The following is a 14063-nucleotide window of genomic DNA, read 5'->3' on the forward strand; positions in this document are numbered from 1 at the left end:
CTTTCTAAAATGCATGTACTCCGTTGACGGTTGTATATTTGAAACTCAATTTTTGGTCGGGGTATACATATTTAAATGCCGACTGAACCATTAGGGTTGCTTCATGGTAACCGCAAAGAATCAGCTTCAGTTTGCCTGGGTAGGTGTTGATATCACCGATGGCATAGATGCGCTCTACATTGGTTGAATAGTCAAAGGTGTTTACTTCGATTGCATTCTTGTCAATGTTGAGCCCCCAATCCGCTATTGGCCCTAATTTAGGTGTCAGTCCATAGAGAGGGATCAGATAATCAGCATCCAGTAAATATTCCTCTTTACTTTTATTGGCTACTTTTACTTGAGCGAGTGATCCATTGCCATGTACGCTGAGTAGATTGTGTGAAAGTAAGAGGTCTATTTTTCCTTTCTGTGCCAGATCGTATACCTTATCTGCGGAATCCGGAGCTCCACGGAAGCTGTCGCTTCGGTGAACCAAAGTCACTTTTTTGGCGATATCGCTCAAGAATATAGTCCAATCGAGTGCCGAGTCACCGCCACCTGCAATAACGAGTGTTTTGTCGCGATAGGTTTCGGGATTTTTGACCATGTAGTCTATACCTTTGCGCTCAAAGGTATTCACACCTTCCAGTTCCGGTTTTCTAGGTTCGAAACAGCCCAAGCCTCCCGCAATTGCTATGGCTTGGCAGTGTACCTGTGTATTGTCTGAGGTGATGACGATGTAAGAGCCATCATCTTGTTTTTCGACTTTCTCTACGCGTTCACCTAAGGTAAAGGTGGGGGCAAAGGGTTTAATCTGCTCCATCTGGTTGTCTATCAGCTCTTGTGCTTTGACGATGGGGTATCCAGGTATGTCGTATATGGGTTTGTGAGGATATATTTCGGACAGCTGTCCACCTACCTGTGGCAATACGTCGATCAAGTGGCAGCGCATTTTCAACAAACCGGCTTCAAAAACGGCAAATAGTCCAACTGGACCGGCACCTATAATGCAAATATCTGTTTGTATCATACTGGTATTTTTAAGTTAAGTTATCGTATATGGTGTTTAATATCCTTGTGAAATGGGCAAAGTCTTCTTTGTTTAGATTTTTCCATGCCTGCATACGGAAGTCGGCAACTTTGGGTGCGATTTCCTGTATTTTGTCTTCTCCTTTTTGTGTTATATGTAGTCGTAAAGACCTACGATCGGAAGGGTGACTGACGCGTTCAGCAAATTCTTTTTTTATCAATAGATCGATGATTCTCGTTAAGGTCGGCTGATCTTTGCCGCATAGCTCGGCCATTTCCTTGTTGCTGAGAGAAGGGTTTTCGTATATGGTACGGAGGACGATCCATTGATCTACGGTAAGGTCGAACTGTTGTTCGGCAAAAGCAGTCTGGGCGTACTGTTTCACCTTCCTCGCCGTTCGGTCGAGAATAAAAGAGTATTGATTGTAACTTTCGTTTAGCATAACAATAATTAGTGTGACAAATATATGTTATAATCTTGAAAGTTATATCTCAGGAACGTCAAAAAAATATAAATAGTATTGTTATTTATCGCAGCCAAGTGATAGGAAAAAAAACGTCTACTCTCCAGTAAGGAAAATAGACGTCTTTTTTTTATTTGATAGGATGTTGTTGTTATTTGGCTATACCATAGACAAAGTCGTTTGGATCGTTTATCTTTTGATAGGCTCCCATTATAAGTTTGTTATGGGCCGGATTGGTACTGTTTATCCACTTCTTGATAAATGTGCTGTTTTCGAAATATGCTTTGATCGGTTCGAACGACTTTTCGTGAACTTCCCAGTTGCCACTCATCGTGCCCTCGCCTAAGGTGAACTGATTTCCATCATAAGTAACAGGGAAAACGCAGTCTGAGCTAAATTGGTTTTCTGACGTAGGATCTCCAAAAAAATCTGCTTTACTGTAGTTGATTATGATCTGGAATTCGGAAGGACCTGAAAAACGGAAGCTGGCGAATTGAATAGCACGTCCCGTAGCCTTGAATTTAGTTTTTACATTGTTCCATACGTCATTGAAGGCCGACTGTATCTCATAAGGAAGTCGGTGATCATTGATCTGTATGTAGGTATATGTTTTACCATAACCTAGGCTTTCCTGTACATTTGCAGGATAGCTGGTTTGGTTGTCTAGATAGACAGGCGTATTTCCGTCCAACAGATAGAAATTTTGTTGTGCCTCATCCCATTGGAGACTTTTGTAGGATTTTCCTTTATATAGCAAGGGCTTGACAAAACGTACTTCATCCAAATCGAAGGCATACCCCAATTGCTGTATAGGCCCTGTTTTGCCGTTTTCGAATGGTGTAAATGTTATTTTACGTTTGCTGGTATCCAGTCCGATTAGTAATTGACTGTTATCGAATTGGAGATAGGGAAAGTTGCTTTTACTGTAATAGTCTGTAAATCGATTAATAGTCTGTGCCCATCCTCCTTGCACGATACGTTGGGCACGGGCGGCATCTAGCTTGGTTAGGCCTGCATAGTTTTTGTTGAAATTGCCATAAAGCGCTATACTGTCCGGGTGCAAACCCAAGAATGAAAAGCTAAAGTCGGCGGCGGATCCCTTGCCACGATCGCCGTCATTGACGTTAGGTTCGGGATCACTTACTAGGTGTAGATAATTATAAGTGTCAAAAATAATCGATGGCCGCATCAGTGCTGCTAGGCTGTAGTTACTTGTCATTGGTACAGATGCATAGGTTTGATTGATTTCTGACAGCATCTGTACACGACTTTCGTCCTCAAATTTTAAAAGGAAGCTGTAAAACTGTCCTGATCGTGTCGGTAGGTCAAGCTGCCAATATTGCTCATGATTCGCGAATACCTGCGCGTATTTGTTCAGGGTGTCGGTGACTCTTTGGTCGGGGCTTTCTAATAGTGGAGTGAATTTCTCCGTACAGGACTGTGATAGCAGCAGTACCGACAGAAATATGAATATTATTGATTTTGATTTCATGTTCGTTAATTAATAAATGGTTGCCGAGAAATAATCGCTTGCATTGTTTACATTGATCAAAGAGGCTTTGTATTTATCGGTATTATACGTTGTGATTTTTCCTGTAAACTCCGTCTTAAACGTTGTTGTGCTCAAGTAATTCAAGAAAGGTTCGAGACCAGGCCATATGTTTGTTGCCGTGGAACCTACCGCAACAGGATTTGATAGTTTGATGGTATTTTTAGTCTTGTCAAAATCCAGTGTAAAGTTGACCTGAGCTGTTGCTGAAGAAACAGAACCAATGTGGGTAAAGCGAATGAATAGTTCTGCTCGTTTAGCTTGTGGATTGTCAATGATATTGAGCACATAATGATCTAATGACCGTCCTTTTCCTTCCCAGGTTATTTTGGTTTCGAAGTCTGCTTTCGAACGTTCCAAAGCCGTTTTTGCTGCTCCGAAGAATTCACTCTCGCCATCTTTGAGCTGAAATTTGTAGAATCCTTCTCCCAGCATATACTGCATTGGTATGGGTTCGATTGGATAATCTATGTAGTCGTTAGCGTCTTCGATATTCGTCAATCTTGCCATCGAGTTTTCTTTGGTATAGACGGTACTGCCTTCGTTAAAGGAAATGCGGAATTTGCGACTGGTCAGATAATCTGTCAATTGGTTAAGACCTGGTTTTATAATATCATATACTGAATTCGGTGCTGTCGTCACCTGTTTGAAAGTTAAGATATTATTGGTCCTGTCAAATTCTGTTTCGAGATTTATCGTTTGGAGCGCGCGATAGGAATTAGGAGTTGTGAAATTATATTTATTAAGCTCGTTGTATAGCAAAAACCTGGTAAATAGGGCTGTTGAATTGGGAGTTTCGGGATTGAAATTCAATCGTATAAACGAGAATTTACGTTGTCCAGCATCTGCGTATAACTTTGATTTCAAATCCTTCACTACGGCTAATGCTTTGCCTGACCATAAACCTTCATTGTAGATACTCAAGTTGATATACGGATAGGCATGTCCAAATACTCGGTGCATTTTGATGTCGTTCAACATACCGTACGCATACTCGTCTGGATTGGTGGCACTAAGGAGACCTCCAATTAATTCGCCCTGCGTATTGGGTTCTTGTCCTTCTTTGAAATTGAGCTTGAATTCTTGGCTTGTGAGGTAGGTCAAAAGTGGATCCATCTCATTCCTAACCAAAGTAGCGTTGCTGCCTGATTCTGTTGGGTTGGAAAAGCGTATGCGGTTTGTTTCTTTGTTGAAGGACGTCTTTAGATAATAAGTCGCAGTAGCAGATGATAGTTGATTCTTAGCTGTAAATCGAATCATCACATCTGTTTTATCCACTTTGTTAGAGGAAAAATAAAGCCGTATATAATCAAATTGACGCCCATCTTTGGTCTTGATCCTCTCTCTTACCTGTCGGATTGCCTGTATTCCCATTGGCCCCCAGAGGGACTCGTCATGGATATCTAGGTTGATATATTGGTATTGCTCTCCGATATAATCGTGCAGGTTTAAAGGGGTTATTCCATTTATCGACTCCTGTGTTTTCTCGATCAACTTATCAAAGTCTATGTTCCAGTAGGTTTTATAGTAATCTACGATCAATGCCTCCTTGGCTCTTAACTTACTGACAGCGGTCGGGTTTGAAATGTTGGCGAGCATCTGTTCGTAGGCTTGACGGCCTTCGGTAACCATTATAGATACCATTTCGGCGATATCCTCGCCCGGTGCGCTGGCAGCATAGCTGGATACAAAGCCAAGATCATTTGCTTGTTGTGCTGAAAGCTGTGCGAAGGTCGATGTATATTCTTGCGCGGATATCAGTTCGAACTCTGGTTGATAGTTTTTCTTTTGATTGAGTATGTGTAAATATTCGTGGTGAACGGTTTTCAACATTCTTTTGATCAACGATCTGTTTTCTATATTGAACCAGTTGATACGAAAGATGGCTATTTTGGTGCCACCTTCTGCAAAACCAGTTGTCAATCCGCCACTGGAATTGTATTCAGCGCTGCCTACCAACAGGTATTGTTTAGGGGAGTGTTTTTTGATAAACTCGGGATCTCCCATGGCGTTGTACACATCAATCCAGGATTTCTGGATAATGTCCATCACTGGAATAACGTGTTTTTCCTCCGGTGGTACCAATGTATTGGTTGTGGACAGCTCGGAAGCATCCCAGCGGTATAATACTTCGATATTGTACGGTTTCAAGTAGTGCTCTTGCAACCATGCATCTATCTCGGCATTGCCGGGTTGTCCTGTACCGAAGCGTAATTTACTGTCGTCTACGATTTCCTTCTTGCAGCTTAAAGAAAGGAGCGTGAAGACTATGATTATAAAAGATATGATTCTGTTCATATGTGTAAGTCTCAATAATTATTGGTGTATCATTTATCTTATCTGGGATTGGCATCCAATCCGCTGGAAATGGCCAATGCGGGAAGCTGTATGACTTTTTTTGCATCATCTTCCTTCAGTTTAATGGTGTTGCCTTCGCGGGTCTGATGGGTTACGGGAAGTTTATGCCGTAAGATATCAAACCAGCGCATACCTTCGGAAGTGAATTCCATTCTCCTGAACTGAAGACAGGTTTTGACGATGCCGTCACGTAGCTCATTGGCTGTTATTGTTTCAGCTTGGTTTTTTCCATAATAGTAGGATTTTATAAGATCTTCATTGATGATATATGGTGCGCCATAGTTCGCATCCAGGACCCGGGCTTTTACGAAAGTGTTGATGTCCTTGAGAGCCTGTTCGGCATTTTGGTTGTAGGCATAGGCTTCAGCTCTGTTAAATAAAACCTCTTCAGCAGTGAATAGGGGAGCGATGGCCCAGCCCACTCCAGTGGTCGAGTTGACACTGTTGGTAATCCATATCTCGTTAAACTTGCGTACATAATGGATATAGGTACTGCCAATCCAAGTTTTATAGGCATTGGGACGAGGTGTAATACCTTTGTCATAGATGTCTGCACGTAGGGTACCTGTCATGGAATAGTGTTGTTGACTGAGTTGACGTGCATACCATGAAGTTGTTTCTGTGAGCAATAGGTTCGCATTTTCTGTGGCACTGACGTATTGATACCCATATGCGGTAGAGCCCAGTCCATAATATATACCTTTTAAGTCTCTCAACTGGGATTCGGCTTGTGTCTCAGGCAAGACCCTATTGGCATGTAGTATGACTTTGTCATATTCCTTTTTGTAGAGATAAAATCTCGAAGCAAAAGCATTCGCTGCTTTGCTGTTAAAATGGAACTTTGGTTTTTTGTAACTGTCATCATTGATTAAGGGAAGGCCTTCGAGTAGGTCTTTCTCTATCATTTGGTAGACATAATCAACGGTATGTCGCTCATATTTTTTGTTGACCGTTGTTTCTGGTTCGGTCACATAGGGTATACCTGGGCTGCTGTTGTCAGTCTCTGGATCATAGAATTTAGCAAAAAACTGTGCCAACATAAAATGTCCGTATGCTCGGCAGAGTAATGCTTCTCCTTTTTGCGCATTGAACTGACGTGGGTTTGCCGCATTTTCAATTTCGCGGAGTACATGGTTTGCTGCCGCTATTGCCTTGTAGGTATTGTTCCAGAAATAATTTGGTGCATCTTGGCTTTCGTCATCCAGATCATTCCAGAAGTATCCTGTTGTATTGGTGTTGACGTAGGTCGTTATTTCAGGATTGGATGTGACATTGTCCGTCCGACTCTCCGCCATATTGAAATAGTTGGCGTTGGAATAAGCTGATGTCAGTAATTCGGACATTTTCTCTGCTGTAGAGATGTCTGTACGTAGATCAGGGTCCTTGTCAAGGTATTTGTCACAGCCTGATAGGGATACAACAATAAGTAAGGGAAATATATATCTTTTCATTATAAACCTAATTTGAGCGTGAATGTAAATTGTTTGGGCATGGGTAAGGCTACGCCTTCGGAATTGAAAAATTCGGGATCTTGTCCTCTTAATGCTTTGTCTGCATAGAGTAGTGCTATGTTGTTGGCATTGAATGCCAGTGCGGCGCTTTTTAGCTTCATGCGCTGTGCGAAGCTTTTTGGAACCGTATAATTCAAGGCGATGGTTTTCAAACGTACGAATGAGCCATCTACAACGCGTACTGTCGAATAGTTGTAATAGTTGTATGGAAAAGTTGATATCAAGTCTTTATTGGTCTGCCAATCTATGATAGATGGTATATTGGTATACTGTTCATCGCCTGGCATGATCCAGCGATCCTTGAACTCGTTGGGCATAGCATCAAGGTCCGAATAAGTCGCCTTGAATTTGGAATCCAATCTGATCTTGTTTTGCAACTGGTAGCTGATGAAGATGTTTAAAGACAGTCCTTTGTAGGTAAGTGTGTTATTGAACCCACCGGTAATCAATGGGTCTACTGATCCTTCATAGTTGAGGTGGTCTAGGTTGGTAGATTGCAAACTTACGTAATTGCTAACCTGTCCAGCTTGATTGATAAATTGTGGTATACCCGTAAGGTGATCTAGGGAGTGATAAACCACAGAATAGAGTCCCCTTACTGGACCGCCTTCGATGGCTCCTCCTTCGGCGCGTACCAGATCCCATATACGAGGTGTGTTCTTGAGGTTTCGGATGGTATTGGTATTGTAACCAAAGGTAAAGTTGGTGCGGTATGCAAAGTTTGTATTCGAATAGACGCGGCCTCCCAATGTCATCTCGATTCCCTTGGAGTCCATATCGGCATAGTTGGCTATTTTGGTAGACTGTCCACCTATACCGTGTACTTTGATGGTATTGATCAGGTTGAAGCTGTTGCGCTTGTACATGTCGATATTAAAATTGATACGATTGTTGAACAATCCCAGATCCAATCCAAGATTTGTTTCGTATTGACTTTCCCATGTCAACTCGGAGTTCTCTAAGCTGGCAATGTCGATCATGTTTTCGTTGTTGGTCAGATTGCCTCGCTTAGTAAGCGTGTTGTTATATATGACGGCAGTGTTTATGGCATTTCCCATACTTGCTGTGAGTCCGTAGGTACCACGCAATTTAAGTTGAGATATAGGAGTGACCTGTTGCATAAACTCTTCTTCGTCTATGTTCCATGCTCCACTGATGGTCCATGTAGGAAGGTAACGTGCTGTTTTGCTTTTCCCCATTTTATTCGACCCGTCGTAACGCCCCGTCAGGTTGATAACATATTTGTTGTTATAAGCGTAGTTGATGTTACTGAACATGGATACGAAGCGATCGTAGGAATAATCAACTCCAAAATAGCTGTAGTTGTTTTCGCTGGCTTGTTTGATAATGTGATAGTCTGTAAAGACGGTTCCGCCTTTATAGTATTGTAGTCCATAGCCATTAAAATAGGTGTTTTGTCTATCTGCGTAACGGATTTCCTGTCCCAAGAATGCGGAAATCTGATGTATATCATCGATAGTCGTTTTATAGCTCAGTGTATGCCTTCCATAGAATGACTTGAGAAAATCTTCATTACGGATGTAGAATCCACCTTCAGGTAGTACACTTAGATTGTCACGTATTGGGGTATCGGGATCATTGTAGAGGTATCCGTTGCCGTTCGCTATGATTCCGTCTCCGTTGCCATCTGCTCGATAGGCATTGGCCATGTTTGAATATTCGGTAGCCATGTGTTCGCGTGTGTTTTTGACGTATCGGAAAGAGCCTAGGACTTTATATTCCAGGTTGTCGAGAAATTTGTAACCTACTTCGGCTTGCCCTTTGATATCCATTACATTGATGTTGATCTTGTTTTCAGCGAGCTCGTTGATGATATTGAACGGAGCATAGTTTTTAGTGAAATACTCTAAGTCTCCATATTCGTCCCAAGCTGTCAATGTTCTGCTCGTGTTGAGCGCATAGCTGTAGGGGTTGATGTCAAAGTCCCGAGATACTTCGCCAAACACTGCGCTGTTGAGTCTGCCTTGGGTACCTGGAGCCAATTGGTCGCGTAATGATGCAGTGACTATGGTACTGGCTGAAAGTTTATCATTGAATTTGTAGTCGGTACGGATGTTTGCCGTGTATCGTTTTACATCATCTGCAATTGTCCATCCGTTGTCTTTGTAAAATGAACCTGAGAAATAATGCTGTACGTGCTCTGTACCTGAGGATACGGACAGTGCATGTTCTTGGATAAATGAGTTATTGAAGAGGATGTCAAACCAATTGGTATTCGTTCGAGCATATCGTCTTAAGTAGTTTTCTTTTGCTTCGGGTGTATTTGGCATCCCGTATGCCCCTGTAGTGTTGTCGTATAGGTCTATCTGTTGGTACATTTTTGCAAATACTCCTCCGTTCTGTGCTCTTAAGTTCTGCGAAAAGTTCAACAGCCCCTTTTTTTCCATTTCCAGGTATACTGACATTTGGTCGACGGAGTTCATGATATTGAAAGAACCATAACTTGGTTTGAGGTAAGTGGAATAGTTGCCCGAGTAGTTGACCTGTGGCTTTCCAACTTTTCCTTTTTTTGTGTTTATGACTACAACCCCGTTCATGGCACGGGCTCCATACATTGCTGTTGCCGAGGCATCTTTTAGTATTTCTAGGCTTTCTATATCTTCGGTGTTGATGCCCGCTACAGAAGAACCTATCAAGGTGAGGGCATCGCCACTGGAAAGTTGGTCGTTGGAGATATTGACCACATCTTCGAGAACTACACCATCGACGACCCATAAAGGCTTGTTGTCTCCAGTAATTGAAGTGACACCGCGTACGCGCAATTTAGGTGCAGAGCCAAATGTCCCGGATACATTCTGAACGGATACACCTGCAACCCGCCCTTCCAGCATACGGCTTACATCGGTAGTACCCTCTATTTTGATATCTTTCATCTGTACCGTAGCAGCTGATCCGGTAAATAGTTTTTTGTTTATTGTCTGATATCCTGTGGAGACTACATCGACTTCTTCTATTATATTATTTTCTTCCTGTAATACAATTTTTATGGGTGCAGCTGTTATTTTTATGCGTTGTACTTGGTATCCCAAGAAAGTGATGAGCAACGTATTGCCTACTTGAGCGTCAATAACGAAGGAGCCATCCTGTCTACTGGATGTCTGTTTGTTGGTTTCGATAACCGTGATGGTGACCCCGCCTAATTTTTTTGCGTTTACATTTTCTATCGTTCCGGTAATGGGCGTTTGCTTGTGGGATATACTTGTTGCCTTAGGCGTATTGCTCTCGGCTATGGATATCGTGTTTCCTACTATTTTGTAGGTCAAGTCGGTCTTGGATAATATGGTTTTTAGAACGTCCTCGATGTTGTCAGAGTAAATATTCAGATCCGACACGGCAACACGGTCGATCAAGGCCTTTTCGTAGAAAAAGTTGTACTTCGTTTGTTTGGATAATTCTTCGATAACTTTATGTACCGTACTGTTATCGGTCTTTAACTTGATCTGTTGATAACTTGCAAAAGATGCCTGACTGAGCAACAGGAATGTACATAGGGCTTTTAGTTGTCTGTTTAAGGACAATCTACCCCTCCATCGAGTAGGAATAATAGGTTTAATTGGCATTGTTTATTTTTTCTTTGTGACGATTATAGTATTTGTATCAGTGATATGTAATGTGTAGGATGTTCCGAAGTTGAGAATATCCAGTGCTTCTTTAAGTGGCAGGTTGCGGTCTATGGCTCCACTGTATTTTCTTTGGGACAGGCTGTTGTCCTGAATCTCGAATTTTACTTGGTACCATTCACTTAGTTCGCTTAGTATCTGTGCGATGTTCTCATTGTCAAAATAGAATTGATTGTTTTTCCATGCTATTACTTTTTTTAGATTTGGTGTATATTTTGATAACCCTGTTAGCGATGCTCGTGCTGCTTCACCTGGGAACAAGTCCAGTTCTTGTGAGGCCGTTGTGAGCTGTATTTTTCCTGTGAAAAGTGTTGCGTCAACTTGTTTTCTTAGGTTGTTGGTCTTGAGATTGAAAGTTGTGCCAAGAACTTTTGTTTCGGTTCCCTCAGCGACTACGACGAACGGCGTATTGTTTTTAACGACATCGAGGTATACTTCTCCCTTGATGAGTATTCTTCTTTCGTTACTGTTAAAGTGTTCGGGGAAAGTGACTTCACTGTTGGCATTGAGCCATATCTTACTTCCATCAGGTAAGGTGAAGTTATAGGTGTTTGAATTATGGGTGTTGACGCTAAGCTGGTTTAGTGAACCGGTATTGTGTTCTTTAGGCAATGTATTGATTATATCTTCGATGCTTTGATCGGATAGATTGCCTGTCTTTTTTGCATTAACGGATAATGTTACAGCTTCATTTCCACCTACGATATGGGTGAGTGAATGCTGGGAGTGATGGAGATGTTCTTGATTGTCGTGTAAATTGAGGACCAAATAGGTAAAGCCTCCGATCAGTAATATGGCTGCTGCCGCAACCCAGCGAGTACTTATCTTGCGGATAGATCTTGGGCGTATATAGGACTGATAAAGGTGTTTCCAATTCTTGTCGGGCTGTGGATCGGCCAATAGCCATTCCGTTTGAAGAATACGGTCTAATTCGCTACGTTCTTCGTCGCTGATATGTTGTTCAACTTGTTTGTTAAGTAGTTCTTCTTTTCTGGGATTGTCCATGTATTAATAATGTGGCTTTATTAATAGGACAATGCTATTTTAGATTTGTACTAGTGCAAAGACGAAAAAATTAAAAAAGGTACCAGACTAGGAAGGTAAGGAAGTGGAGCTTCTTGTTTAGGAACTGGTCTTTTAGGGTATTGGTGGCGGCCAACAGGTGGTTTCTTACGGTGTTCTCAGAGATATGTAGCAGGTCTGCTATTTCTTTTCTACTATGTCCTTCAAGCTTTGCCAGTTCGAATATTCTTCTTTGTTGTGGCGGTAACGTGTTGAGTATCTGTAGTAGGAAGTTCTCGGTTTCCTTAAATGCGATAGCGTGTTCTGTATAATTACATTGTAATTCTTGTGTTGAAGCATAGTTGACGATGTGCTTTTCTATGTTTTTCTGTTGTTTCAACATGTTTAGCGCCATGTTTTTGGTCATGGTGTAGAGATAGGCATTAATGTTTGTTATTTCTACGGCTTTATTACGGTCATCCCAAAAACGGGCAAAAATGGATACAAGAACATCTTCTGCATCGGCGTCTTCCTTGAGTATGGAGTGGGCTAGGGTGTACACCTTGTGCCGGAATCTATTGTACAGCTCATTAAACGCAGGCTCATCTCCAGCGGCTATTTTTAGTAACAACTGTTTCTCTTTATGCGTAGCTTCCGTCGGTATAACAGGCATCTGTATTCGTATATTAGGCTTGGGGCCAAACATAAAAAATTTTTTTCAATTTTGAAGTATACCGCTTTTGACCGCTATTTATTCTTAACAGTCTTTTTCATGGAGCACTCTTGTGTAGTGTTAATTTGTTTTCAAGTTTCCGTCATTGTTTTTTGTGGGATTTTTATTGGTTATTATAATGGATTATAAGTCGCTATAATACCTACGGGGTTTAAGTCTTTGGAATTTAATAGGGAGGTATGGTTTCCGTATTTGGTGATATAAAGTATTGCCAGAGATACTACGATACTATTGTATTTGGTGTTGTTTACGTCATGGACGAGAGTCTGGGGATCAATTCCTTCTCCTTGTTGGCTGTATATGGGCAATTCGATTTCGTGGCTCCCGATTGTTTCAAAGTGCCTGAAACCAAAATTAAAACCTACAGTTTCTATTTTTAGAATGATATGGCTACAGTTTTTGGGTATATGAAAATTGCGCTGTGCGTTGAGAGAAGGTAACGATATGGATGTTGTACCGTTAGACTCGAACGTGACTTGCGGATCACAATACAGGTAATCATGGATATGGCATTTTTCATTAAATTGGAAGTCAACCAGTCGTTGAATGTTACCATCACTGACGTTAAGCATTCCGGAGTATCGTTTTCCATACCCGCGCAGCACACGCTGCATGTGCTGCTGTAAGCGATTGTGCATTCCACTATCGTGCATATCCAGATGTAGGGATCTGAAGGCTCGCCGTATTACTGCACCTGCTGCACTAGCGGTTCCGAAATCGGTTGCTGCGTTTTGTGTCCATTGGGTCTGCTTTAGCTTATCCGATGGTTTGGTCTGTACAACATTTTTGTTGCCTACTTTTCGATTGACCAGATTCCCGATCTGGCCTCTCAGATATCCATTCTCTATAATCGCCATAATCTAAAGATAGCTATTTAAATGTTTGAAAAACAATATTTTGTAACTTTTTCGGAATTGGAAAACGTGATGTATTGGCTGTTGTGAAATTTGAAATTGGTGGTGCTTTACGATTATGAAATTGGCAATTGGATACTATGTCCAAGTACTGTAGCTATAGTATAGATAGTACTTAGATTCGGTTAAGAGAGTAACTGTGTCCGAAGTGTCTTTTAGGTGCTAGTGATTTGCTACTGACTGAGACACGCTGTCAACTCGGAGAGAACACGGACTCAACACGGAGAGAACGGCCTTTTGAATGGCATATGCTGTGCTTTATCCGTGGATGATTAGCGGATAAGACCACTTTGGTGAATATACGATGTTTTGTTGAATAGAATGGTGGATATTGGATCTCGTTTTAGCTTTTTATATTCCTCTCTTGGCATCAGCTAACTCTTTTTCTAACCGTACGATTTTTTCGGATTGAAGTTCTTTTGTCTCTTCTAGTAGTACTAGTTGCTTTTGTAATAAACTAATCATTGTATTTGGTTCTAATTCATGGGAGACTAGTGGGGCTTTTAAGACATCTGTTTTGTTGGGTTTTAACATGCTGCCTTTTCCAGTCACTAGCCACTCTGCATTTAATTCTGGATAGCTTTCTAGTATTTTGGATAAATTTATATCTGATATTCCAGATTTTTGATGCGAACGGTCTACAAAACCTTTTGCTAGGCCTGTTTTTAATAAAAAATCTTTTGGTCTAATGGATTGATTTTCAATAAAATCTATGATTCTTTTTCTGGCTGTATCCAAAATATTTGATATTTATTTGTTTTTATCTAAAATATTAGTCTATCTTTGTTTTGTTGATTAAGACAGTTTAACACTACACAAAACTAATAAAAAACGCGATAACTGCTATAGGTGTGTTGTCCATGTTTTGTGCATAAAAAAGATG

The 14063-nt window shown here is 41.2% G+C and carries 10 protein-coding genes; all 10 read right to left on the minus strand.

All coding sequences use genetic code 11. The annotated features are described in order from the left end of the window. Positions 1–4: 4 nt before the first annotated feature. Entirely contained in the window at positions 5–1009 is a 1005-nt protein-coding gene (locus M472_RS31810; protein WP_021069941.1) for an NAD(P)/FAD-dependent oxidoreductase, read from the minus strand. 10 nt (positions 1010–1019) lie between these two features. Further along, positions 1020–1451 (minus strand): MarR family winged helix-turn-helix transcriptional regulator, encoded by a 432-nt coding sequence (locus tag M472_RS31815; RefSeq protein ID WP_021069942.1) that lies wholly within the window; start codon positions 1449–1451, stop codon positions 1020–1022. Positions 1452–1623: 172 nt separating this feature from the next. Next, positions 1624–2964 carry a DUF4302 domain-containing protein gene (locus M472_RS31820; protein WP_021069943.1) on the minus strand — a complete coding sequence of 447 codons (1341 nt, stop codon included), beginning with the start codon at positions 2962–2964 and terminating at the stop codon, positions 1624–1626. Between the two features lie 9 nt (positions 2965–2973). Continuing rightward, a complete protein-coding gene (locus tag M472_RS44480; RefSeq protein ID WP_021069944.1) occupies positions 2974–5319 on the minus strand; it encodes a substrate import-associated zinc metallohydrolase lipoprotein in 2346 nt (781 codons plus the stop codon). A gap of 38 nt (positions 5320–5357) precedes the next feature. Beyond that, positions 5358–6830: a RagB/SusD family nutrient uptake outer membrane protein gene (locus M472_RS31830; RefSeq protein WP_021069945.1), complete on the minus strand. Its 1473-nt coding sequence runs from the start codon at positions 6828–6830 to the stop codon at positions 5358–5360. Beyond that, positions 6830–10471: a SusC/RagA family TonB-linked outer membrane protein gene (locus M472_RS31835; RefSeq protein ID WP_051146119.1), complete on the minus strand. Its 3642-nt coding sequence runs from the start codon at positions 10469–10471 to the stop codon at positions 6830–6832. Before M472_RS31835 ends, M472_RS31830 begins: the two co-directional genes overlap by 1 nt. A gap of 3 nt (positions 10472–10474) precedes the next feature. Next, entirely contained in the window at positions 10475–11536 is a 1062-nt protein-coding gene (locus tag M472_RS31840) for a FecR family protein (RefSeq protein ID WP_021069947.1), read from the minus strand. Positions 11537–11606: 70 nt separating this feature from the next. Beyond that, the gene (locus M472_RS31845; RefSeq protein WP_021069948.1) at positions 11607–12239 is read right to left on the minus strand and encodes an RNA polymerase sigma factor; all 633 of its coding nucleotides are present in this window, start codon (positions 12237–12239) and stop codon (positions 11607–11609) included. Between the two features lie 140 nt (positions 12240–12379). Next, positions 12380–13123 carry a hypothetical protein gene (locus M472_RS31850; protein WP_021069949.1) on the minus strand — a complete coding sequence of 248 codons (744 nt, stop codon included), beginning with the start codon at positions 13121–13123 and terminating at the stop codon, positions 12380–12382. Between the two features lie 408 nt (positions 13124–13531). Next, the gene (locus M472_RS44485) at positions 13532–13918 is read right to left on the minus strand and encodes a hypothetical protein (protein ID WP_021069950.1); all 387 of its coding nucleotides are present in this window, start codon (positions 13916–13918) and stop codon (positions 13532–13534) included. Positions 13919–14063: the final 145 nt, after the last annotated feature.

Origin of the sequence: Sphingobacterium paucimobilis HER1398, assembly GCF_000416985.1 — a bacterium.
In the GTDB taxonomy this organism is placed as follows: domain Bacteria; phylum Bacteroidota; class Bacteroidia; order Sphingobacteriales; family Sphingobacteriaceae; genus Sphingobacterium; species Sphingobacterium paucimobilis.